The organism is Dehalogenimonas sp. NIT-SK1 (assembly GCF_055384165.1).
In genome coordinates, this window is record NZ_AP042352.1 from 404055 (window position 1) to 426321 (window position 22267).

General features: G+C 50.9%; 14 protein-coding genes and 1 tRNA gene. 6 read left to right on the plus strand and 9 right to left on the minus strand.

Going from position 1 to position 22267, the window contains the following annotated elements:
* The first annotated feature begins 22 nt into the window (after positions 1–22).
* Positions 23–95: transfer RNA gene (locus ACZ48S_RS02165), tRNA-Glu, on the plus strand.
* A gap of 185 nt (positions 96–280) precedes the next feature.
* Positions 281–874: a VTT domain-containing protein gene (locus ACZ48S_RS02170; protein ID WP_464213613.1), complete on the plus strand. Its 594-nt coding sequence runs from the start codon at positions 281–283 to the stop codon at positions 872–874.
* A gap of 358 nt (positions 875–1232) precedes the next feature.
* On the opposite strand, the gene hpt is transcribed toward ACZ48S_RS02170, so the two are convergent.
* From hpt to ACZ48S_RS02200, 6 genes are all read right to left on the minus strand, one after another.
* Positions 1233–2657 carry a hypoxanthine phosphoribosyltransferase gene (gene hpt / locus ACZ48S_RS02175; protein WP_464213615.1) on the minus strand — a complete coding sequence of 475 codons (1425 nt, stop codon included), beginning with the start codon at positions 2655–2657 and terminating at the stop codon, positions 1233–1235.
* A gap of 219 nt (positions 2658–2876) precedes the next feature.
* On the minus strand, positions 2877–3248 hold the full coding sequence (locus ACZ48S_RS02180; protein ID WP_464213617.1) for an ASCH domain-containing protein: 372 nt from the start codon (positions 3246–3248) through the stop codon (positions 2877–2879).
* Positions 3226–4827, minus strand: a complete 1602-nt coding sequence (locus ACZ48S_RS02185) for a PIN domain-containing protein (protein WP_464213619.1) — start codon at positions 4825–4827, stop codon at positions 3226–3228. Before ACZ48S_RS02185 ends, ACZ48S_RS02180 begins: the two co-directional genes overlap by 23 nt.
* A gap of 357 nt (positions 4828–5184) precedes the next feature.
* Entirely contained in the window at positions 5185–8307 is a 3123-nt protein-coding gene (locus ACZ48S_RS02190; protein ID WP_464213621.1) for an Eco57I restriction-modification methylase domain-containing protein, read from the minus strand.
* The gene (locus tag ACZ48S_RS02195; RefSeq protein ID WP_464213624.1) at positions 8276–11659 is read right to left on the minus strand and encodes a helicase-related protein; all 3384 of its coding nucleotides are present in this window, start codon (positions 11657–11659) and stop codon (positions 8276–8278) included. Before ACZ48S_RS02195 ends, ACZ48S_RS02190 begins: the two co-directional genes overlap by 32 nt.
* Positions 11660–11902: 243 nt before the next feature.
* Positions 11903–13384, minus strand: a complete 1482-nt coding sequence (locus ACZ48S_RS02200; protein WP_464213626.1) for a DUF2779 domain-containing protein — start codon at positions 13382–13384, stop codon at positions 11903–11905.
* A gap of 183 nt (positions 13385–13567) precedes the next feature.
* Between ACZ48S_RS02200 and ACZ48S_RS02205 the strand changes: the two genes are divergently transcribed.
* Entirely contained in the window at positions 13568–14545 is a 978-nt protein-coding gene (locus ACZ48S_RS02205) for a helix-turn-helix transcriptional regulator (protein WP_464213628.1), read from the plus strand.
* 71 nt (positions 14546–14616) lie between these two features.
* Here ACZ48S_RS02205 and ACZ48S_RS02210 read toward each other — a convergent pair whose 3' ends face one another.
* A complete protein-coding gene (locus ACZ48S_RS02210) occupies positions 14617–15780 on the minus strand; it encodes a pyridoxal phosphate-dependent aminotransferase (protein ID WP_464213630.1) in 1164 nt (387 codons plus the stop codon).
* Positions 15781–15953: 173 nt separating this feature from the next.
* Between ACZ48S_RS02210 and ACZ48S_RS02215 the strand changes: the two genes are divergently transcribed.
* The 3 genes from ACZ48S_RS02215 to ACZ48S_RS02225 all read left to right on the plus strand — a co-directional run bounded on the left by ACZ48S_RS02215 (position 15954) and on the right by ACZ48S_RS02225 (position 19562).
* The gene (locus ACZ48S_RS02215) at positions 15954–16682 is read left to right on the plus strand and encodes an NAD(P)H-hydrate epimerase (protein ID WP_464213632.1); all 729 of its coding nucleotides are present in this window, start codon (positions 15954–15956) and stop codon (positions 16680–16682) included.
* Positions 16683–16791: 109 nt separating this feature from the next.
* The gene (locus ACZ48S_RS02220) at positions 16792–18801 is read left to right on the plus strand and encodes a thioredoxin domain-containing protein (protein ID WP_464213634.1); all 2010 of its coding nucleotides are present in this window, start codon (positions 16792–16794) and stop codon (positions 18799–18801) included.
* A 14-nt stretch (positions 18802–18815) separates the two neighbouring features.
* Complete coding sequence (locus tag ACZ48S_RS02225; protein WP_464213636.1) at positions 18816–19562, plus strand: Vms1/Ankzf1 family peptidyl-tRNA hydrolase; 747 nt, start codon at positions 18816–18818, stop codon at positions 19560–19562.
* Positions 19563–19585: 23 nt separating this feature from the next.
* Here ACZ48S_RS02225 and ACZ48S_RS02230 read toward each other — a convergent pair whose 3' ends face one another.
* Entirely contained in the window at positions 19586–21370 is a 1785-nt protein-coding gene (locus ACZ48S_RS02230) for a hypothetical protein (protein ID WP_464213639.1), read from the minus strand.
* 162 nt (positions 21371–21532) lie between these two features.
* Entirely contained in the window at positions 21533–22210 is a 678-nt protein-coding gene (locus ACZ48S_RS02235) for a class I SAM-dependent methyltransferase (protein WP_464213641.1), read from the minus strand.
* Positions 22211–22267: the final 57 nt, after the last annotated feature.

Below are 22267 nucleotides of genomic sequence, written 5' to 3' on the forward strand. Positions count from 1 at the left end.
GCTATACTTCTACGGTTGCCTTGCCCCCATCGTCTAGAGGCCTAGGACAGCGGCCTTTCAAGCCGTCAACAGGGATTCGAATTCCCTTGGGGGCGTTCTCTTTTTTTATCCTTTCTTTTTCTTCCAGCCGGGGTTTGATTTCAGGTGATGACGCGCACCCCCGGCTACTGGCTTTTACCGGCGGCAAATATCATAATGGTATTTGGGCGCGGACCGACACTTTGCGGCTGGGAATGTTCGGTGAGCCGCATGCGGCCCGGCATCATAACGGAACGGGAAAATGCCAAAAAGAGAAAACATATTCGCGGTGATGGCCCTGGCTGTTACCCTCGGTCTGGTGGCGGCGGCGCTGCTTAACCGGGACAGCCTGGTGGATGTGGAGCGAATAGTGGCTTACAGCCTGGCGGGAGTGTTTATTACCACCCTGGCGGCCAACAGCCTGGTAAGCCTTACCCTTATTCCCATACCATACTACCTGGCGGTTGTCCTGCTGGCCAATACGCTGTCGCTGGAGTGGGGCATGATGGCGCCGGTTATGGTGGGTGTTACCTCGGCGCTGGGGGCTACCCTGGGTCAGACACCGACATTTGCCATCGGCTACGGCGGCAAGGATATTTCCCGAAGGATAATTTCCAGGTTTGACGGCCGGCGCTACCAGCAAGCCCTGGAACTGGTGGGCCGAAGGGGTCCACTTACCGCCTTTTTGATTTCGGCAATCATGAACCCAATCCATTTGCCGGTAACCATGGCGCTGGGAACGCTGAAATTCCCGCCGGTGAAATGGATTAGCCTGACCCTGGCCGGCAATATGGTCAAAAACCTGGGACTGGCCTTCATTGGCTACTATACCGTTGACTTCTTTCTACTGAGCTAGGAGCCAACCAGGACCACACTCAGCTGCCGTCAAAAAAGCCCGTTTGCTGTGATTTAGTTAATAATTCAAAGATTAAAAAGGCCGAAACAGCCCGCTCAATACTGCTGAACAGCTTTATACATTGTTGACAGGCAATAGGCGGGTGTGGAATCATTGTAATGTCCCAAGTAACCGATGCAATGGGAGAATCAGGAAAGCAAGCGGTTAGCTGGTCAAGCTGAAAGAGGAACTTATCAAAACCAAGATTCGTTCTGGATTTGGTTAAGGAAATCCCAGGTAAAGACCGTATAGCAAGCAAGTTTACTGGAAATTTCCCGGGGGCAGAGGCTACTTGGGACCCCTTTTTTTATCCGCAGCGCTAAGGCTCAGCGCCCGCTCCGCCCTTATGAGGGGCATCAATTTCCGGTATGGCTATATAGGGCAGATTGCGGTATTCCTCATGGAAATCCAGCCCGTAGCCGACGACGAATTCATCCGGCAGTTCAAAACCGATATATTTCAGTTCAGTATCTATCAGCCTTCGCGCCTTCCGGTCAAGCAGGGCGCATACGGTGACGCTGGCCGGCTGCTTGGATTTCAGGTAGTTCAGGATGTAGTTAAGGGTTATGCCGGTATCGACAATGTCTTCGACCAGGAGTATATGCCGGTCCTTGAGCGACAGATCAGCGTCTTTGGTTACCTTGACTCCGGCGTCTTTTTCCCCGCTGTAATAGGAAATGGCCATATAGTCAATTTCAACCGCCACGGTAACGCGACGAATCAGGTCAGCCATGAAGCACAGAAAGCCCCGCTGCACCCCGATAAGCACCGGCCGCAGTCCGTCGTAGTCAGCCGAGACGCGCTCGGCCATTTCCGCCACCCGCCGCTCAATATCAGCGCTGGTAAATAATATGCGCTTTATGCCGTGAGCCCTGGATTCTGCCAGCGGTCCGACCCCGTATTTGGCCAGCAGCTTCTCATAATCATTCTTATACAACAGGTTTATCTTGATACCCGGGTACTGCTGCTTGAAGAGGCGCACTTTACGGTTTTTCTGGGTCACCAGCGACTGCTTCATGGTGGTCAGCTCAATATAGGTGTCAATATCCGGCAGGAAAAAGTCCGGGGTAAACATCTCCACCGCGCCGCTGCTTTTTGACCCTATGGGGAAGGAGCGCGGCTCATAGGCCCAGGGTATGCGGTAGAAATCCAGCATCCGGGCAAATTCCCGCTCACTCTGGTGGGCGAATTCAGTCAGCTGCCCGGCCCCGGAAGCTCCGGCGGCATCAACGACTTTGCCCCCAGTATCCGCAGCTGAGGCACCGGAAAGCGCCATTCCCACCACCTGGGCCATGGCCTTGATGAAGCTGTTGTCCTGGTTATTCAGGGAAGGGACCTGCTTGAAATATACGCGCAGGGCGCCCAGCTGCCGGCCGCCGCGGGTGACATCCTGGCTGAGTATGGCGGCTATTTCCGCCTGGGCCGCCAGCTCCGGGTACTGCACTCGGGCGTCACCGGCGATATCGGTTACCAGCACCGGTTCATGATTACCGGACGCCAGCAGGCTTTTTTCAATATTCAACAAGCCCTTCTGCACGAAAAAAGGCGGCAGCTGCCAGTGGGCAGTGTGGACCAGGTTTTTTCCGGTGGCATCAGTAACCAGTATGGCGGCCCCGGCATCCAGGCAGCGAGAAGTAATGCGGGCCAGATGGCTCAGTTTGGCCTTGAGCGGCTTTTCCGCCTGAACAGCCGTCAGAGCCTGGCGCAAAGCCTTGTAATAAACGCGCTCCCGGCTAGGCGGCATCAGATACTCCCCTACAACCGACAGGCTCTTTTACTTCATAAAACGGCATACCACTATATAATAACCCAATATGGGGAGAATGGACATGGTTTTTTGTTGGGTGTTTTTGAAATAATTAAAGGAAGGCGGTGAATAGAGGAAAGGCGAGCTGGTTTTGAATGGGATGGGTGGCGATTGAAAAATAGTTCAGCAATGGGCTTAATAAAGTTATTTTGGATACTAAATCAAATATGCAAACGATTGAGGTGGAAAGGAAACCGAAAAATCTTTAAGTAACAACGGTGCATCATATTTCTTTGCTTTTTTTACTTTTATGGCGTATCCAATTTCCTTGTTAGCAAAATACTTTGAGAATAACTCTTCAGTAATTCCACCATATAAACCTGTCTTTTTCCAAAGAATTCGCGGTTTATCCTGGATAATACGATCAATTTCGAATTCACCAATGATTCGTTGAACAGGAGCGGATGAATAAACTACCACAGTTTTTATTTTTTCTTTATTGAAAATAGTACGACGGTATTCATACTGTTTTGAACCATTGAAGATTGTTTCAGCGTAATGTGGTTTAATCGACAATAAGACTTTCATCTATATTACACTCTTTCAAAATATCTTTTAGGTTTTGAACACTAATTGGCGTAAAACCCCTTGGTGCGCTTGTTATGTCTCTTATGATACCAAGTTCAATCAAACGCTGCATATTGATTCTTTTGGGAAATGTGACTGTATACAGAAAATTGATGATAAATGGGCGATTTTGTGCACTGTAATTCCATTGTGAAGAAAGTTCTTTATCAGTGAATACACTGCGCTTACGGCATAAGCGGATGAATTCTTCCTCTGACTGTATGTCGTCAATAACCTTTTCTACAATTCCACACGTCGTAACGACACCTTGATAGAAACCACCAGTACGATAAAAAACGATAATGTCACCGCTATTCAAGTCCCGTTCAATTGAACGAGAGACATAAACCTTCTTAATTGCATTACGGTGAGGGGCATTCTCAACAAAATCACTGGGTGACTCTGTCCGAAGAATTGAATCCGGAAAAAGGTCAGTATGGTATTCGGGATATATTGGGACGATAAAGCATCGCCCGGATGTAGAGAAAAATGGGTAGGTTGAGCGAGGATGGACTCTGTCGGCTGTTCTTGCAAAGGACCTGACATAAACCGACTCTGGTCCCCCAGGACTACTCTTATAACCATGGAAATGGAATCCAAATTCTTCAAGCAAATTGATTAACCTTTGCTGTTCAAGGCTTTTGTTGTAAATAGTTACATATATCTCATCGACTTTAAAGCGCAAGGCGTTGTCAAACACGATCTTTAAAAATCGTTCGCCTAATCGAAAACCGTTAAGTGCGACTTTAAACGTGCTGATCTTAAGGCGTTTCATCTTTGGGAGAGGCGGGGAAATGTCCGAGTAATCTTCGCTTTTATCCTCAGGTTTTACATACAGCACTGCAACGGGATGATTATTGGCTGAACAGACATACACTGTCTCATCAGCTTTTCGATTAAACCATTTCTCAAAACCTGGATAATCCGCCTTAAAGGAATTAAAAAATTCATCTGTTATATTAAGGTGTCCGAACATCTCTTTCTTAACTGATAAGACTTCATAGTCAGCTAAGTCTGGATTTTCGGTCGTTACTTTTTCGAGGAAGGCGTCAATCGAAAAGACTTTATCCGTGAGCCCAAGCAAAGCTGCTTTTTGGATAATTTTTTTGTCTTCCGTTATTAGGGCATCGACTCTACCGGCATGTAATTCATTGACGAGTAACGTGTCATTGTGGTCATTCACATGGTCATCCATTGATTTACAAATAGTTATCACGGTGTCCGCCATAGGTGCTTGGGTCTTGAGGATGTTGTAATTACCTAGCTTTACGTGGAACGAACGGCGCACCCGCGCGTCTTCGTGTTTCTCTATCTCAGTGACCGTTACGGGATGAATGCACTTTGTGTGTTGAAGGTTATCTAACCAGCGGAACAAGACACCGATATCTTCATTGACGACTGTCGCCGCCTCTCTATGGATTACGATATTGGTGTCTAAAAGGACTTTCATATTATTTCCTGCAATATTGATTCTGCCGTTTTTTGCTCTTCCTCCGTCGCGTCTGGATGAAAATGAATCTCCATCTGATGCTTTGGCCATTTACCCGTTTCACGGCGGATAAGAAAAACCAGTTCCCCTTCCACGGATTCAACAAAATTCGCATTCTCTTCTGGGAGGACCAGACCAATAATTCGGCTACGGGCAGGTGATGTCGCCATTTGTAACCGTGATAGCCATTATTACCGTCAGTTACGAACCCCATTTTCAGCCGGGTATTGATACTTTGAGTAGTCACCCCGACATAACTGATTTCATCCCCACCTCGTATCACATACAGTTTGGGTGTTTTATTCTTGGTATCCGGAAAAATGAAGTTCTTTTGCGCTTTCCCGTTGGCACCCACACATGAGAACCGTATCGGATCAATTTGTAATTGATAGGTGTTATAATTGTTCATTATTTTACCTTTCCCTCTACCACCTCCACTTCTGCTACGGTTAACCCATATAAATCATACACTATGTGGTCGATCTGCTTTTCTAATTTATTGACTACAGACCGTTTAATTGAATCGGAATGGTAATCTTCCGCTTGCGTGATAGTTAGGATTTGGTCGGCAAGTTGGGATAAAGTGTGTTTTGAATTCTCGTCGGCAATTGCCAAGGGCAGTTCTTGAATATTGCTCAAAACGATCTGAGGGAATGCTTGTTGATTCGTGATAAACGTTTCTTTTGCGTAATACGTCATCAGTTTGCTGTTCAGTATTGAAAGTACGTATTTCAAGTCTTCGCCTGTCATAATATAAATAGTACTCTCAACCAACTCAGGCGTGGTCGAGTATGTCGCACAAACACAGCTCCCAGTTCTCCTAATAAGAATCCTCGGGGTCACAAGATGTTTGCTCAGCACCTTCGTGCCACCCACAATCTCTAACTCTCCGTACGTTGTAAAATACTGATAGCGTAAACAGTATCGATCAATATTTTTACCGAGTAAGAAAGGAAGCTCGTCGGGTTTTGTGCTGGATACCCTCAAATGGTTTTCGCGATTTCTGACTACCATCCCTTTCGAAAAACTGAAATTCAAAGAAGCGAGTGGTTTCCCATGATTCAGAATTTTCCCAGCTATACTATTAGCGCTTTCACGCGTCTTCCAGACGTAGTAAGGAGAATTGATAATTTCAGATTTGTTAATCCTTTTTATCTCATTTACATACCCCTCCGAATCCATAAGGTAAACCGGAAAATCAGATTTTTTCGCATTTGAGGCTAAAAATACTACGCTACCGATAACAGATGAGTCAAAAACAAATTCATCGAAAATAACCAAACTATTTAAAGACTTTCCCCCATTAAACAGTTCCCTAACATTGGTATAGCTTCTTGTATTTGTTAATCCTTCTGGAACGATCATTACGATATTCCCAGAAGGGCTTACAAGTTCAAACCCCAACTCAATGAACAGAGCAAAGAGATTTTTCGATTGAGCTCCGTTTAGGGTTTTAAATCGCTTATTATATTCTTCCAATAGGTCTGCTTTATAGCTATTAACGGTTAGATTCAGGTATGGCGGATTCGCAATCACCACGTCAAATCCCCCATGTACACCAAACATCCATCCGGGTTCAAACCAGTCACTAGATTGGTTTTTAAAGGGTTGCCAATTTGCGAGGTATTGCGTCTGGGTTACTCCAGACCCCTTTATGCGAATGCTTGTACCGGAAAGATCTGTCTTTGTGAGATAAAGATGGCGGCGGTAATAATCAGCTAAGGTATCCTGTACATTTTGGAATTCACGGACCAAATCTTTCTTGCGTTCTCCAAAACTACTAAAGTATTCCCTACGTAACCTAGCTAGTTTTTCAATTGAAACATTGTCTTCGAACATCCCTAAGCCCTCAGTTTTTGGCAGTCCTCTCAGACTATTGGCTGCCAAAAACTTGAACTCTAGGTTGGGTAAGGGTTTGATACCGCGGTTTTTCAAGGTGTCATCATTGACGTATTCGTCAACAATAAGCGAAAGAAAACACCGTAGCTTTGCTATTTCAACGGCGATCTCTTGAAGATCAACACCAAATATGGATTCACGGATGGTAATTAATTTCCGTAGGTAATTCCAATTCTCCTGTGAAACACTTTCATTGACCATCTCTCTAAAAACGCTATCGAGTGATTCCAAGTAATGCCGCCGCCAAATTTCCAGCTTGGGGTCTATTTTTTCCAGCGCCAAAATAATACGGTGAAGGATACCCATCGGAAAAGCGCCGGAGCCGCAAGCTGGATCGATTACTTTAATTCCCTTCAATGCTTTAACGACAGCCTCTTTTTCTATCCCTGGCCAATCCCCTATACTATCTTCGTATGAAAGCAATTTGGTAAGCTTATCCTCACTCAGGTTTGTCGTTGTTTGGAGATATTGATTCAGAGACTGCTCCACCATGTAGTCCACAACTGTACGCGGAGTGTAGTAGCTCCCTGTGGCCTTTCGGGCTGTTTCTCCGGTTTCCGGGTTGACTTCAGCCAGGAGATTCTCGAAAATTCGCCCCATCATCTCCGGGTCAACCGACACTTCGGCATCAACAGTGGAGTTTTCATCTATCGTGAAGTTATACTGTTCTAACAGTCTGAAAAAATCGGTAAACCAATTATCTGGGATTGTTAACACCCAGTTGGGGTTATTGCTATAGTAGTCATCTTTATGGGGTTCAAAAAGGCCGCCGTTAAGGAACGGAATCCACTCATGCCCCGGAATGTAGGCGCTAAGATCTATTTTTCGTTTATTGGTAGGAGTATTCATAACTTCGAAAAATAAACGTTCCAACGTGGAATGATAGTAATGTTCTTTAACTGCCTTTGTGGATAAGGCATCGTCGGGAACAAGAGGAATCCCCGTCGGTGAGCGCTTATGCTTCAGGAACCAACAGAAAATGATGCGCCCAATGAGCCGTACGCTGAATTCTTCAAGAAATTTAGCATTTGCCGACCCGTTGTCCGGGAGGGTTAGTTCCCGCGGTTTGCCATCTTTGCCCGTCAAGCGGTAGAAGTACTGGGCTATTTGCTTGTAGAACTCCTTGTTGACCTTCTCCACTGAAAAGGCTTCTTTAATCTTTTCCAGGCTGGAATAATTACCCAGGCCAACCCGTTCCTTAAAGGTCTTATTGGTCTGTACGGTATCAACGAAGTAAGTAAAACGCCGGAAATTGCTGAAATCCCGATTGGGACCCTGGTACTGGGTATAGACCAGGCTGAAGCGGAACTGTTTATTATCTCCTTTGAAGATGAAGATGCCGCCGTCATAGCGGTTAAACTGCTTAAGCAGCTTCCGGGCAAATTCGTACTGAGCTTTCTTGCCGGAGCGTTCACTCAAGTTTTCAGCAACCTGAGCGGTGACTACGCAAAGCCTGTCAACGGTGGTGAATGAAATCTCACCCAATAGTACAGGTTTAATGAAGTGATCATGGTCCAACTCAATGGGCTGCTCCAGCTGCCGATAGGCATTGCTGACGCCGTTAAAAAAGTGATGAAGCGGCTCATCTGCCGCTCCCTGATCAATTACTCTCTGCAGTAGTTCCTTGCTCATGTAATAAACTCTCCGGTGTGTTCTGTACGGCGACGATGACCGTCTTGCCGACCTGGCCGGCACGCTTTTTAACTTCTTCTAAGTAGTTTTCACCTAAGTTGAAGCGTAATTCGTCTAACTTTTTTATGGTTTTTTTGCGTTTAGCGGCAACGGTTACATCAAGGGCGGCCAATTCACGAAGGGTGAAGTCCGGCAGGGTGCGGAAATCATTGATGTCCTCAATAAGAGATATGATGAAAGGCGTTAAAGACTCATAATCACCGGAACTATCATTCAAGATGGTTTTTAAGTTATTGTAAGCTTTCTGCTCAAAACTCTTGGGCGTGGCCGCGCCTCCAACCGGGGAGCGGTAGTTTTTGAGCGCCTGGTAGGAATCCCAATCAAAAACTTTACCGGGTAAGGCAGGTTCATCCGGTGAACACTCAATAAAGGTCAGCGCTTCCTGGAAAGAAAGCTGCCGCGGTTTTTCTTCATCCGGTGCGAATTGCCGGACGAACAGGCTGCTGGCGCGGCGGAAAAAGGCGGTTTGGCTGAATGAATCAGCCAGCTTGGACACCTTCAGCCGTTTGGGGAATTTGCTAACTTTCTGTTTAATCTCTTCGTCAATTTCCTGATAAAGCCGCCGCAAAGTAGTGTGGAAGCTTTCCTCTTCACCGGCTTCCGGGTTCAGCTGAACACGCCGGAAGAGTTCTGAGGCGGTGGGTTCTTCATCCGGTTCAAAAATCTTGGAATCTTCACCAAGTGCGTTATGGATGAGAAACATCTTTTGAGTGGCAATCTGGCGTATTCTGACGATGTCAGCCCCCTGAAGGGTGGGGAAAAAGTTGTAGATATAGAGTTTGTTGAACACTTTTTTGCTGACACGGTTGATACGGCCGACCCGCTGGATGACCCGGGTGGGATTCCAGGGGATGTCATAGTTGATGACAGCGCCGGCCCGGTTAAGGTTAAAGCCCTCTGACATTTTGTCGGTGGTCAAAAGGATCTGAATATCATTGCGGTTACGCCCGGTGAATGAGGTGTCAAAGTTAGCCAGGATTTCAGTAGCCTTTCCTTTGCCATAATCACCCTTTACGGCAATCAACCGGTCACCGTAGATGGAACGCAGATACTGTTCGACGTAAGCCACAGTGTCTATGTATTCCGAGAAAATGACCACTTTACGCTCAGGCTCGTCTGGGGAGTCCTTGATCTGTCTGATGGTTTCCAGGTCTTTAGCCAGGCGGGCCATCTTGGGATCGTTATCGGTCAGCTTGAGCTTTTCCAGTTCGGTAAGAACCTGATCCAACAATTCGATATCAGCATCAATATCAGCCAGGAAACGGTCCCGGTCGACAAAATCATCAAGTTCATAAACACGGCCCAATTTGGGGCTGATCTTTTCATCCAGTGTCGATTTAAATTCTTCAAGTGCCTCGGCCACCTCATCGCCGTCTAGGTCATAAATGCGGTTGAGCAGCTTGCGGTCAAGAATGTACTTGCCGTTGTTGTGGATAAACTGGCGGGCCTTAATGGCGATGCCCCGGAAATTGCGGACACTGTCACGGAAAGCGCCGAAGGAGCTTTCGAAGCGCTTGACCAGCAGGCGGCGCATGAAATCATACAGATTGGTCTGGCTTTGGGCTTGCCGGTTGCCTTCCTCATCCAAGGTATCCGGATCAGCATCCAACCCCACTTCATAGATATAAGGCCGGTAGATAGCGCCGGTGAAGCGGCCGTTTTCACCGAAATATTCAGTTATTACCCGATCATAGAAATCAGATTGTTCCTGTGTCAGTTCGAAGAAGCATTCCCGCGGGTCCTGGACTTCAGGCAGGTCTACCATCTCCTGGGAATACTGAGGGTCTCGCTTCAGGTCGATGCGGTTGCGCCGGATGGTTACTGGAGCGATGGTGTTTTTGATGCGCAGTGAAAGCGTCCGGGTGAGGTCATCCACTTTAAGAAGATCAACTTCACCTTCACCAAAAAGTTCAGCATATTGCAGCAGCGCTTTGTGACGGTTGCGTGGATTGGATGAGTTATGGTTCTTTTTAATGTTGGACAGTTTGGTGAATAGCGAATGATACTGCCGGAATTCCGCGGTTAAGTTACCATCAATGCTTAAGGTGGACTGCCCCGGTACGGCAAAAAGCTTCAGCAGGGCAAAAATATCTGCCGGTGTGTTGTTGAACGGGGTGGCTGAGAGCAGGATTACCTTGCGGCCGCGGCAGATGTTGGCCAGGTGTTCATAATCCTGGGTATCTTCATTACGGAAGCGATGGGCTTCATCAATGATAACGGTTTGAAAACCATCATGCTGACGGACCACATTAAAGGCTTTCTCCAGGTTCCCGGAAGAGTGGATTTCCCAAGAGTGCAGGCCGAAGTCTTCCTTGTACTTAACCCAGCCGGAGCGATTTCCATTCGTGTCAGTACCGCCGATGAGACCGGGCGGGCTGATGATAATGCCGCGTTTGCCGCATAACCCGGCAGCAGTCAGAGCGGCAATTATACTTTTTCCAAGGCCGACTACGTCAGAGATAATGACGCCGTGGTGGTCTTCTATAATCCGGATAGCCTGGGCAACAGCGTCAGTCTGGTAGCTGTAAGTCTTGTAGCCGGCATCAGACAGCAATTTCACCAGATAACCGTCAATGGTCTGCTGCTCCTGAATATCCAGGTAGGTCTGCAGCAGGAAAACGTATGCCTCATACGGAGTAATATGGGCTACCTGGGTTTCCCGGTTGATGGTTTCAATCAATTTGACCCGGATGGAATCATCTTCAGTTATTTTGACCGCTTTTTCCCAAAGTTCGTCGAAAAAGCCCTCTGCCTCAGCAAACCCGTAGTCTTTAATCTCAACGTTGAATTCACCCTGCCGGCTGAGTCCGGCGCTGGTCAGATTAGAACTACCGGTAACGATGGCTGAAGGCACCAGCTGGTCCGGAATGCGGAAAAGGTACAGTTTGGCGTGATTTGGTTCACGGGTTTTGCGGATTATCAGCCGGTTATTGATGATGGCATCGATGAAAAAGGAGACTTGTTCATGGAAGTCCGGGGTGTCGAATTCATCATTGTTGAAAGCATTCAGTAATGAATATTTGAAGTTCTGCCAGTGCTCCCGGCCTTCCAGCCGGCGGTTGTCACCGTATTCAATGATACCGTAGTTGTGCTGGTCAACGTTCAGGCCGACCAGGACTTTGATGGTAACGGCGGGGTTATCCTTCAGCGCCTGATATATTTCCCGCAGTCCGGAAAAATAAAAGAAACCGACCAGGAATTTAAGCTCTTCACTGCGACTGATAAGCTGTTTGAGCCGGTCGATCAGTTTTCTATTTTCGTCGTTGGTAATGAACAGGTTTTGTGGTGTCAATACTTCCGCCCGCCTGTTTTATTATTTACCTTTTGACTGATTGGGGCCATTATACGCAGGTATTTTCGGATTGTGAAGTAAAAAGGTTCATTATGAATATGGTACCACCCGCCAGTGACAGCTAGTGTGTCACAATTTTGCGCTGGAAATTAAATAACAGGCCGTGGAGCATTGATTGTAATAGTTTTTTTAAAATAAGGCCTTAAAATAAGTGTTTTTTGAGGTTTGTAAAAGTTTTTTGGACTATTCCCCTGCCAACCCCCGCAACCCATCCACCATCCCAATCATACCAAAAGTATCCTGCCCGCAATAAGCCTCCAGGTTGTGCCGGATTTCCGCTACCTCTTCCGGTGATAACTCACCAAATACCGACTGGTAGTAGCGCAGGGACGCGGTGCCGCCTTCCTGAATCTGAAGCTCTGAGTAGTCCAGCCCGGCGAGGGCAGGCATGACGTTTTTCAGCGAAGCCTTGCCGCACTGGGAAGGGTGGTAGTAATGGAAGGACTTGAAGGGGACGATGAGGTCAACAATGCGGTTAAGGATATTGTCAATTTGTTCCGAGTACTCCGGGAAAGCCAGGCGCAGCTCTTCCAGCCGCCCTTTTTCAAACGACTCATGATAAACCAGGATGCTGCCGGAATGGCCCAGGCAATCGGTCAGTTCCTTGATAAACCGCGGCCGGGGGTCATCCGGTGAGTTCGCCAGGAAGGAGAAGTGCCGCGGCTCCGCGCCGGAAGAGTCCACCAGGTGAACGGAGAATTGAAAGGGTATCTGCTGGTAGGGCGAGGTGCCGTTATAGAGAGGTACCGCGGTCTGGAAGGTTTCAAAGTCCATGAAATACAACGGGTACTCAAGACGCTCCAGGAAAGCGCCGATGGCCGCGGCATCTACGTGCGGCTGGTTGGAAGCGATGGCGGCGCACTGGATCTGCTGCTTGCCGTTGAGCCTGGTGCCGGGCGGCATATTGCTGAGGTGGGTGATGCCCTGCAGCAGCAGCTGCTCTCCCAGGGCTTTGCCGTAGTAAAGGGTCATGGGGTGATGCCGCGGCAGTTCCGCCCAGCATTCAGCCATGAGCGGGCACTCGTAGGGACTGGAGCAGCGGGAGCCGATGATGGCTTCCGGGCTGAAGGGGCTGCTCATGACCTCCAGCATTTCATCAATGCGTTCGTCCAGGCCGGTAGCGTATTCATCCAGGTCATCAGTGACGTCTTCAATGATAAATAAAGCTGCCGGGTCAATGCTGCCCTGTTTAACATAATTACGGTCAAGGTGCATCAGAAAGCAGCGATTGACGGCAAGCCCGGCCGCCTCGGCGCAGCGGCGCTGGAAGGCCAGGTCATTAAGGTGCTCCTGCTTGACCGAATTAGTGCTTTTGACCTCGATGATGTCCCACTCTTCATCACCGGCCGGCCGCAGGATGTCCACCCGGCAGTAAAGGGAACCGGCAGTCAGCCCGGCTTCAAATATGGGCAGGCGCCGGGACAGCAACTGCCGGGTTTTGGCCAGGTTTTCCTTGTAATCCTCACTGGCGGCGTCCAGACCGCCGGGGAAAAGAGACTGGGCCAGCAGCCCTACTTCCTGCCCCTGGGTCATGACGAACCGGGTGGACTCGTCATAGGCGATGCGGCCCCGTTCATTGGCGTCCACCCAGAGCAGGCGGGGACACTGCAGGCCCTTGAGGTACCTGGACTTGGACAGCAGCCGGGATTTTTTTCTATTCATCATAACTCGCTTAATCTTACTTTACTCAGGCACCATGGGCAAAGGTTTTAATAATCATCATTTCTGACAATGCTATTCTATCAGGGGGCTTTGACAGCTAGGGTGTCACTTTTCGCAAAGCTAAAAACACCGGACGGGTTGTCCGGCTGTAGTATAATGGGTTGATACTGTGCCCGGGAGGTGAAAATGAGCCCGAAGGAAGCCAATTATGACCGCCAAGCCCGGCTGACCAAGGTGGAGCACCTCTTGTGCCAGCACTCCTGCGGGCTGACCATCAAGCAACTGGCTGATTTATGCGGCGTCAGCACCCGCACCACCCGGCGCGACCTGATGGCGCTGGAAGAGACGATGGGCCTACCGGTGTGGCAGGACGGCACCCGCCGGGGCATTGAACCTTCTCACTACCTGCCGCCGATAAAGTTTTCGCCGCCGGAGGCGCTGACCATTCTGCTGGCGGTGCGGCTGTATCTGCGGCTGAGCCAGGGCAACGACCCGGATATGCTGGCCGCTTTCATCAAGCTGAATACCATCATGCCGGAGAGATTCCAGGAGCAGGTGAGTCTGACGCTGAGCCGGATGAGCCGGCAGCCACGGGAACCGCGCTACGGGCGGGTGCTCAGGGCGCTGTGCCAGTCCTTCCTGGAAGGGCGGAAGTGCCGCATAACCTACTGGACGATGGGCGATGACGAAACGACGGAGAGGGTGATTTCGCCTTATTCCATTGAGCCGGTGACCCAGGAGCGTTCCAGCTACGTGGTAGGCTGGTGCGGCAAGGCAGGCCAGGTCAGGACCTTCAAGGTGAACCGCATACTGGATTGCCGCTTGCTGGAGGAAAAATACCGCATTCCGGATGACTTCAACATTGACCGCTACCTGGGTGATTCCTGGGGCATATTTACACCGCCCGGCAAGCAGGTCAAGCGTATTGTCATTAAATTTGACCCAGATATTGCCCGCTACATGGATGAGATTCGCTATCATCCTTCACAGCAGACGCGGAAGCTGGATGACGGCAGCGCCGAGGTAACGCTGCGGGTGGCGGAGACGCCGGACTTTATCGGCTGGATACTGAGCTGGGGTGATCACGCCGAGGTGCTTGAGCCGGCGGCGCTGAGAAAAAAGATAAAGAAGACAACTGACGCAATGTGCGCCAAGTACCGGTGAGCAAATACCGGTGTGCCGGGGCTGATGGACCGCACAGCCTGATATCCGGGTAGTATAAGGATAGCTGGATTTTATCCGCCCAGTTTCTCCAGGCGACGGCAGGCTTCGGTTAATTCCGGGTCAGACTTGGCGAAACAGAAGCGGAGGAAGTTTTCTCCGATTTTATGCCGGAAGAAGGCGCTGCCCGGTACTCCGGCGACCCCCGTTTTTTCCAGGATATTTATAGCCTTGTCTTTCCCGGTTCGACCTTTGATACCGGAAACATCAGCCAGGACGTAGTATGAACCCTGGGGGACGCATGGTTTAAGGCCGGCATTTTGCAGTGAGTTACATATTAGATCCCGTTTTTTCTGATAGCTTTCACGCAGCGAAGAGTAATAGCTGTCCTTGAGTTCATCAATACCGGCGGCTACGCCGAGCTGCAGCGGCGCCGGGGCGCAGACATATACCAGGTCATTGAGCTGGCCGATGATGTCCGCCCAGGTACGCTGGGTGACGCAATACCCGATGCGCCAGCCGGTGACGTTGAATGTCTTGGAATAACCGGAGATGGTGATGGCGCGGTCGGCGATTTCCGGCAGCGCCATGGGACTGATGTGCGCGTTATTATCGTACAAAAAATATTCGTAGATTTCATCGGTGATGATTAACAGGTCATGCGCCGCGGCGAATTCAGCGATTATTTTTAATTCCGCCCGGGTGAAGACCTTGCCGCAGGGATTGCTGGGGGTGCATACCACAATGGCCCTGGTGCGGGCGGAAACCGCTTTTTCCAGCTCGGCCGGACTGAATTCCCAGCCCGGAGGGCGCAGGGTGACCAGCGAAACCGCCATGCCGAGCGTCTTTAAGGTATTGAAATGATAACCGTAATACGGCTCAAAGAGAATAACCTCATCGCCTTTATTCAGCATAGAAAGACAGGCGCAGTAAAAGGCGCCGGTGGCCCCGGCGCTGACGACTATCTCTGTTTCCGGGTCAGTGGTCACATTGTTGTATCGCCGCATTTTACCGGCAATGGACTGCCTTAACTCAATCAGGCCTTTGTAGTGAGTATAGCTGTTGAGGCCCTCACCGATAGCTGAGCAGGCCGCTTCGGCGACCTGGCGGGGCATGGGGGTATCGCACACGCCCTGAGCCAGGTTGATTCCACCGCGGGCGGCGCATTCAAGGGACATATTGCGTATTTCAGATTGGATAATGCTTCGGCCTAACCGGCTGGGATTTTGCGGCATCATGTTCCCCGGAGTTAAGATTTTTTGAGGTTTTTAAGGAGAAGCGACTGGGAGATGTTGGTTAAATCCTAGCTTTTCAGTGGGGCTGAGTCAACAGCGTCGACGCCAAAGCACCATTATCAGACCGGTGAACTCAGTGTGCTAGAATTAGTTTATCAAGGTCAAGGCGGGTACTTATGATAAAGCGTTTTGTTACCGATACCGGAATATACCTGGAGTCTATTGACGAGGCAGTCATGAGACGCCTGGATGAACTGGCCATTGGCAGCGCCGGCCCGAACCTGTACCAGATGATGGAGAACGCGGGGCGTGACCTGGCGGAGCTGACGCTGGAGCTGCTGGGTGATGACTGGCAGGACGCCAGGGTCATGGTGCTGGCCGGCGGCGGCGGCAATGGGGGCGGTGGATTATGCGCCGGACGCCATCTGCGCAACCGCGGCGTGAAGGTTGATTACTGCCTGGCGGATAAAAACAATCTCAGCGAGGTAACCGCGTGGCAGCTGAAGCTGATCAGAAGCGCCGGCGCCGGCGAGATAGAAGCGGAAGACCTCAAATTGGCGCAAAGCACGGTAATACTGGACGCGATAATCGGTTACAGTCTTAACGGGGCGCCGGAGGGCGCGGCTCGCGACCTGATAAGATGGGCCAATAACGCATCAGCCAGAATAATTTCACTTGACATTCCTTCCGGTATCGAAGCCGGCAGCGGCCGGGCGCCGGGTGAACACATCACCGCTGATGCCACGCTGACGCTGGCGTGGCCCAAGTCCGGCCTTCCACCGGAGAAAACCGGCCGTCTATGGCTGGGGGATATCGGCATTCCGGCATCAGTTTACCGTCAAGCCGGCATCAATTTTACAGCGCCATTCGGACGCCGCTACCTGGTGCCTCTCAGCGTGGTTTGACCGGATTCTAACCCCGCGTTGCTTCATGTTCATTCAGGCCGCCGTTGGCGCTCCGGAGTGTATAAGTTACACTTATATATGAGGCACGACACACCGAGGAGGCGAGATTATGTCCAATCACCTGAACGGTTCTACCAGCCCGTACCTGCTGCAGCATGCGGGTAACCCGGTGGAATGGTATCCCTGGGGGGAAGAAGCCCTGGGCCGAGCCAGGAAAGAGAATAAGCCCATATTGCTGAGCATCGGTTATTCTGCCTGTCACTGGTGCCATGTAATGGCCCATGAGAGCTTTGAAAACGAAAATACCGCGGCGCTGATGAACCGCGACTTTATCAATATCAAGGTTGACCGCGAAGAGAGGCCTGACATCGACCGTATCTACATGTCCGCTGTCCAGGCGATGACCGGTCACGGCGGCTGGCCTTTGACCGTGTTTCTGACCCCGGACGGGAGGCCGTTTTACGGCGGTACTTATTATCCGCCGGAGGACCGCCACGGTTTGCCGGCCTTCAGCACAATCCTGGAAGCGGTAGCCGAAGCTTTTAGGGAAAGGCCGTCCGAGGTAGAGAGTAGCGCCGGCAAACTGGTGGCTGCCATCCAGGAAAAAGCGGTCAAGACCACCGGCACCGCGTTAAAACCTGAACTGCTAAACCGGGCATACCAGGGGCTGGAGCAGGAATTTGACCAGCTTTCCGGTGGCTTCGGCGGAGCGCCCAAGTTTCCCCAGCCGCTGGTGCTGGATTTTTTGCTGCGCCAGTATGTTCGCACGAGTTCACCCCAGGTTCTGGAGATAGTGGAAAAAACACTGGAAGCAATGTACCGCGGCGGTATTTATGACCACCTGGGCGGTGGCTTTCACCGCTACGCGGTGGACGCGGAATGGCAGGTGCCTCATTTTGAAAAGATGCTGTATGACAACGCGCTGCTTTCCCGGGTGTATCTGCACGCTTTCCAGCTTACCGGCAAAGATGAATATCGCCTGGTGGCCGAGGATATATTTGATTATGTGCTGCGGGAGATGACTGACCCGGAGACCGGCGGGTTTTACAGCAGCCAGGACGCGGATTCCGAAGGAGAAGAAGGAAGGTTCTATGTCTGGACTCCGGAAGAATTGAGATCGGTTATCGGTGCCGGGGAAGAGTTTATGAAGCGCTTCGGCGTGACTGAGGGCGGAAATTTTGAAGGCCGAAATATACTGCATCTCAGCGGGGAATTTCGGGCGGAGCTTATGACTGGGGACCGGGATGGGAAGGAAAAGCTGCGACGGCACCGCCAGACCCGGGTTCATCCGGGCAAGGATACCAAGATACTGGTTTCCTGGAACGCGATGATGCAGGCCAGCCTGGCCGAGGCCGGCTGCGCCCTCAACCGGCCTGACTACCTTGAGGCCGCGGTACGCAATGCCGGTTTTTTGCTGGATAACCTGTTAACTGACGGTGAATTGCGTCATACTTCTTCAGTAAAAGAAGGGTTCCTGGAGGATTACGCAATGCTGGTCGAAAGCCTGTTGTGGCTGCACCAGGCAACACTGCAGCCGCGCTGGCTGCGGCAGGCGACACGATTGGCCGATTCTATGCTGCGGCACTTCTGGGATGAAAACGAATCCGCTTTTTATGATACTCCGGCCGGTATGCCGGGTTTGTTCAAACGTCCGCGGAGTTTCCAGGACGGAGCGGTGCCATCAGGAGCCGCGGCCGGCACTCTGGCGCTATTGAGGCTGGCCCGGCTGACTGACGGCCAGCGTTACTGGCAGACAGCAGGCAATGCTTTGCAGGGAGCAGCGGAGTACCTGGCGCGATACCCGCTTGGTTTCGGCCAGTGGCTTGCGGCGCTTGATTTTTACCTGGGTCCTCAGCAGGAGGTGGCTATTATCGGACGTCCCGGTGACCCGGCCGCTCTGGAGCTGGCCGGTACTGTTTGTCAGCTCTTCCGGCCAAATACGGTCGCCGCCGGGCTGGACCCGGATGATTCCGCCGAAATTTCTGATATGCCGTTGTTCCAGGAACGCGGCCTGGTAAACGGTGAGCCGGCGGCATATGTTTGCCGCAACTTCAGTTGTTTTCCGCCGGTGACCAAGCCGGAAGACCTGGAACAGATACTCGAATTAAATAACACCTGAGGGGTTCAGTTTTAATGCTGAAGGAAAAACACTATAGGCTGAGCCGGGCAAAGACGCTTGGATTGCTCGATAAGATAGATTCGATGGCGGGAGATGCCGTTTCACTGTATTTACCGGAAGGGACTTCCATGAACCGGGTTTTGAATTTGCCTGATGGTGAATTGCCCGCGGCGGAAATGCCGGCGAATATTGGAGAGATTATTGACCAGTCAGTTACCGGCGCGGTCTTGTTTTGGGGAATGGCCGGTAAGTACCTGGTACTGCCGCCTTTCCCTGTCAAGCAGGAATACCTGGCCAGTGGATATGAAACGGCGCCGCTGCGGGCCATGCTGAGCCAGGACTTGTTAATTGCCCTGGTACTGGTTCGACTGGGTTCTTACAGCGTCGGGACCGGCCGGGGTCAAACATTGATTAGAAGTAAAACCGGCCGGGGACTGGTGCATGGCCGCCACAAAAAGGGTGGTTCATCACAGGGGAGGTTCGTTCGTCATCGGGAAAAGCAGATAGAGAGCTTTATGGACCGGGTGTGCCGCCATGCCGGCGAGTTACTGGAGCCAGACACGCGGTCACTGGATTACCTGGTGTACGGGGGATCAAAGACCGCGATTCAGGCGCTGCGGAATAAATGCGCTTTTCTGAGCCGGTTTGACGGACAGTTGCTGCCGATGATGCTGGACGTTCCCGATCCCAACAAGGCGGTGCTGGAAAAAGCCTTGGCTGATGTATGGTCAAGCAGGGTCTTTGAATGGCACGCCGAATAAACTTCTGAAGCGGATTGCCGGGTTTAGTCCAGCAGGCGGGAGAAGCTATGGCAGTTGGCGCAGTCAAAGCCTTTTTCCTCCGCGTGCAGCTGGTGCATACGGTAGTAGCTCAAGCTCTGGTCTTCATTGTAGGTATGGCATTGCGAGCAGACAGCGTCAGCGGAATCTTTCAGCTCATAGCCCAGAGCTTTGAAGTCTATGCGGTCACCGCCTTCATGACAGGAACCGCACAGCAGGGCCTCTTCCTTGGGGGCTACCTGGTGGTTGAGCATCAGGTATTCATCAGCGATTACCCATTCGAAAGGTTCGTCGGCGCTGTATCCCATGTTTACCAGGCCAGCCCGGGCGGCGGCGTTGCCGTCTCCGGTCTTGAAGAAGACGCTGGTGTCCAGCGCAATCAGCTCATTAAGGTTGGTGGCATAAGGCTGCTCAGCCGTCTTGTATTTAAAGGCATACAGCTTGCTGGCCGGGTCATTTATGGAACCAAACGGCAGCGTGATTGAATAGTGGCAGGTATAAGGATTCAGTTGTGCCTGTTCATACATATTATAGGAGTAACCCGTTTTATTCCAGAAGAGATATTCCGGTACCAGGTCATTTTCCTTGGTCAGTACCGGCTCGAATTTATTGTGATATTCGCTCTCCAGCCATGTGCGGTGTGTTTCCGTGGCTTCATTGGCCGCACTATCGGCGGCGTCCTTGCCATAGATGGGGATGTGACAGGTCTGACAGGCAACTTTGTCAATGTGGTTGTTTATAGACTGGATGGCGTGGCCGGTAGAGGTGAGTTTTTCCTCATGGCAATCCACGCATTGGGGCACCGTAAGGGTATCGGATACCCGCAGGTCACTGCCGCGTCCCGGGGCGCGATGGTCTTCAAATATATGGCAGTCCACGCAGTCCAGGTCCGCGCCGGTGGAAGCCATGTGGACATCAAAGTTGATGTCGGTGGTATCGCCATGGGCCAGTGACAGGTCGCCGCGCTTGAGGGAGTCTCCGCCGCCGCCTTTGGCATGGCACTGCAGGCAATTGGATTTTTCCGGACGGTGGACCGTCTGGGCGGCTTCATCAATGGAAATGGACATTTTTTCAGTATCCGGCTGGAAGATGCCATTGACTTCAACCCGTTTGTATTCCTTCTGGTGGCATACCAGGCAGTCAATGTTTTCAAGCTGCGCCTGGGTGGCTTCCTGCTCCGGCTTTAAACCCAGGCCGACATGACAGTTGCCGCAGGTTTCCCAGTTGCCCATTATATTGATGCAGAAGGTGTTGAAGGAGCCGGCTATTTTACCCTGGACCAGTTCTCCGTCATTGACGCCCTGGGCGACCGAGAGATTGGTGCCTGCCCATTGATAGTGTACGGACTGGTGCACATCCTTTGCTTCGTCAATGTGGCAGGACAGGCAGGTTTCCGGCCCCTGCCAGGTAATATTTTCATGCGGGTCTTCGGCGAAAACGGAACTTATAGAGGTTACCAGTTTGCCGTTATTTTCCAGCCGGAGAGTAATTTCCGTACCGGCGGGATAGTGGTTTAAAGGCTGGGACCTGAAGCCGATATTTGAGGTGTGAACATCAGAGAAGTCACTGCTGTGGCAGACGCAGAGATATTCCGAGGTTTCGTAAGAGACAGTTTCACCGCTTTCATTGACCAGGGAGATGGTGCTGCCGGAAACACTTTCCAGTGTACCGGAAACCTGGGTCTGAGTATCATCTTCTTCTGAAGCGGCTGTGCAGCCGGCCAGGACTATTACAGTAAAGAAGGTAAAACCGGCGAGCCATCCGAGCAGAGATTTGGAGCGGTTATTCATTTTCTTCTCCTGTCCCTTATCTCGGAGTGGTATTATATCCAAAGATATATATACTGTCAATACGGCTGTAAATAATAATAGAAATACCACTTGGGTGTTGACGTATAAGTCCTAATACTATTGATATATTAAAGGAAATTAGCCGAAAATGGGTTCTCTTTACTATTCCGTTTTTTGCATCAGGGCAACGTTTTTGACCGGAAAACGGCAGGTCCAACCGAAACGTTCGGCTACCCGCTTAAATGTGCGCTCCCGATAGAATACCACGTGGGTCGGGTCGCGGCGGTAATGCCAGTTGGCGAACGCGGCGTCATCGGTTTGGAAACAGGTCATCAGAGCCAGGAAACCGCCTGGCCGCAGCAGGCTGTTGAAAAGCTCAAACTCCTCAGCCGGACGGTGGAAGTGCTCCGCCGTTTCGGTACAGGTAATGAAGTCATAACGCAGTTGCAGGGTGTTTTTGTCCGGGAAGAAAAGGGGGTCATAGATATTGACACGGTGTCCTTGTTCCTTAATTATTTCGGACAGGGTCGGGCCTGGGCCGCAGCCGTAATCCAAACCCAGTTGTTGCTCACCCAGTAAGTCCAGCAGGGGAGCGGCCAGCCTGGATAAGAAGCGGCGGTAATCCGGGTCATCCGGGCGGTTTTGGTGAAGTTGGTAACGCGAATGCTCTTCTTCGGCCGAAAGCCGGTCAGCCGGGGCCAGGAAGGTTGCATGACATGACCGGCAGCGGTAATAATCCCGGCCTTCCGCTCGAGTAAAGAAACTCACTGTACTGCCGCGGCATACAATGCATTCGGGTCGGCTAATTCCGGCGTCAACCGGCTTCCAGAGATTTTTCATAGGTGATGTATTTTAACAGCAAACCATTTGTTTCGGTAAGCATGTCGATGTTGGAAC